Origin of the sequence: Robiginitalea sp. (assembly GCF_049588695.1) — a bacterium.
In the GTDB taxonomy this organism is placed as follows: Bacteria; Bacteroidota; Bacteroidia; order Flavobacteriales; family Flavobacteriaceae; genus Robiginitalea.
Map to the genome: position 1 here is coordinate 1 of NZ_JBAVZJ010000634.1, position 2396 is coordinate 2396.

Annotated in this window: 3 protein-coding genes and 1 pseudogene; 3 read left to right on the plus strand and 1 reads right to left on the minus strand. The window is 47.7% G+C overall.

The features are described from left to right. Window positions 1-481, plus strand: a pseudogene (locus WBV75_RS14465) (hypothetical protein); the annotation flags it as partial. Window positions 482-572: 91 nt separating this feature from the next. Here WBV75_RS14465 and WBV75_RS14470 read toward each other — a convergent pair. Beyond that, window positions 573-1226 (minus strand): alpha/beta hydrolase, encoded by a 654-nt coding sequence (locus WBV75_RS14470; protein ID WP_424121290.1) that lies wholly within the window; start codon window positions 1224-1226, stop codon window positions 573-575. Between the two features lie 41 nt (window positions 1227-1267). Between WBV75_RS14470 and WBV75_RS14475 the strand changes: the two genes are divergently transcribed. Further along, window positions 1268-1687, plus strand: coding sequence for a PaaI family thioesterase (locus tag WBV75_RS14475; protein WP_424121291.1), 420 nt, complete (start codon window positions 1268-1270; stop codon window positions 1685-1687). Further along, the coding region (locus WBV75_RS14480) for a chorismate-binding protein (protein WP_424121292.1) at window positions 1677-2396 on the plus strand (720 nt) is incomplete at its 3' end. The genes WBV75_RS14475 and WBV75_RS14480, both read left to right, overlap by 11 nt.

A 2396-nucleotide genomic window follows, 5' to 3' on the forward strand; every position in this document is an offset into this window, starting at 1 on the left:
GTATAAAGGAGAGTCCACCTCTGAATATCTGTTGAACGGACAATTGATAAAGACTATCAGGACTTCCCGGAAAGAGGTTTCAGGGGCCAACCATCAGGTAGAACTGCGGAAGGATTATTTTCAGGGCACCCCTCAAAAGGCTGTTGAAGAGATTCGGGATACGTTAAACCGGACTGTGGAGGTATCCAATTATACATTTGACCCTTCAAAGGAAGAATTTCAGATGGTAAACCAGCATAAATTTTCCTACAATGAAGCGGGTTTGATGTCTCGGGAAACAACAACTTACTATGGGGTGGAATCCGGGAAGCCCAAAGCGAATCGGGTGAGTCAAAAAGAGTTTATCTATCAGACAGACGGGCGAACTCCTGCGAACTGGATAAAGAAAATTGTAACCCCTCAAAATTCGTATACGACTCGGAAAATTGCCTATTATCAGCCCCTGATGGAGCAGGAGGCAGACAGTCTTCCCAAACAATAACCGCTGATAAATTATCGGGAATTACCCTCTGGATTATTGTTTTCAACAGCCCGGGATATCGGATAATAAACCCCCTTTCCTTGTCTTTTATTTATGCGGTTATCAGCGTATTGACCAATGTATGCCCACCTGAAAATTCATTGATTTTCAAGCGGCTCCCAAAGAGTAGTTTCATTCGGTCCCTCATTCCCTCGCGCATCTCGGGCGTCACAAAAGGATCCCTGTCTCCTAAGAAAAAGTCTACTCCGGTTTCCGCAGGCAGGTGGGCGAAGTCCTCCGCCCTTAGTTCTTCGGGTACACGACCCGCATAAAGCAACAACCTTTCACATTTTAATTTTCGCGCAGCAATCCACCGGCACAGAACAGACACGCCCTGTGAATACCCCATAAGGACCAGAGATGGGGCCTTCTGGAGTTCTTCGGTTCTCCACAATTGGTCGAGCAGGTGCAGGAGGTTATCCATATAAAGGACTGTATTTTCCCGCGTCAGCCAGCTGGCACCTATATGGGTATAGGTCTCATCCAGATAGTACAAGGCAGGTGCTTGTGGGGCAATGATGTAATTCTCTTTGGGATCCAGGTGCTGAAAATGCCGTAAAAAGTACCTCGAAAGGTATCCGATTCCATGAAAAACCACCCATACCTGTTTGGTGTCCGGGGTCCATGAATTAAGCGTTTCATACGGATGGGTAGTCTGAATGGTCAGGAATTTTTCTTCAGAGGAGGGAGGGGGCTTTGCCGACATGGTTTTTATGGAATGATTACCTTTACAAAAATGACCAAAGCATGCAGGAATACAAAGAAAAAATACTACAAGTCTGCAATTCCGTTCGTAAGAATACACTTATGGAGACGCTGGATATCGAGTATACAGACGTAGGTGAAAATTTCCTGGTGGCCCGAATGCCGGTCGTCCCTAAAGTTTATCAACCCGATGGTATTCTGCACGGGGGAGCTACTGTAGCTCTTGCAGAAAGTGTGGCCAGTGCGGCCTCCTTCGTTTTTCTCGATGCTGCAAAAGTCTCCGTCCGGGGTATTGAAATTGCAGCGAATCATGTAAAAAGTATCCGGGAAGGGTACGTGTATGCGACGGCTTCTCTCCTCCATAAGGGACGGACGACTCAACTTTGGCAAATTCGCGTTGCCAACGAAGCTGACGAGTTAATTTCCATGTGCAAACTCACCACAATTGCCATTGCCAAATAAGAAAAAACGAAAAGCCCTGTTTGGATTGCTGCGGGATCACTATGGCAGAAATCTTCCCTTTGTCTTGTATAAAAAACCCTGGGCTCAGCAGATAAACGCTTTGCTTCAATCCGATAAGAGCCTGCACAGTACTCTGGATTTTGAACGTCCCGGATTTGTGATGGCTCCTTTCGATCACAACCAGGGTGATGCACCCCTGGTATTCCTCAAACCTGACGCCTTTTATCAGTGTAAGTACAAACCCGCAAAAGACCCAATCCGACACAAGGATCCCGTTCGAAATCCCGTGGGACGGGAAATTCATTTAGACCTGGTAACAGCGGCAAAAAAGAGCATCGAAGCAGATTCGCTTGAAAAGGTAGTGGTCAGCAGGAGGTTTTCCATCCCAATGACTTCCGACCTGTTTAATACGGCACACGGAATGATGCAGTCCTATCCCACTGCTTTTACCTATTTATTTCACCACCCCGGTGTAGGAACCTGGATGGGCGCAACCCCTGAATTACTCCTGGAGTCCTCTAAAGGGCTGGGGCAAACCCTATCGCTTGCCGGAACCCGGGCCGCTGATCCGACTTTGAAGAGATATGAATGGACCTCCAAGGAACTTCACGAGCAGGGAGTCGTTACCGATTTCATTACAGACCAGATGCGGGCTCTCGAACTCGACCCCGAGATCGGACCTCTGACCAACACTCAGGCGGGTAAGCTC

What these genes read in the sequence shown, in the direction of transcription:
- WBV75_RS14470 (WP_424121290.1), bottom strand. Translation starts at nt 1,226, where the DNA reads ATGTCGGCAAAGCCCCCTCCCTCCTCTGAAGAAAAATTCCTGACCATT.
- WBV75_RS14475 (WP_424121291.1), top strand. Translation starts at nt 1,268, where the DNA reads ATGCAGGAATACAAAGAAAAAATACTACAAGTCTGCAATTCCGTTCGT.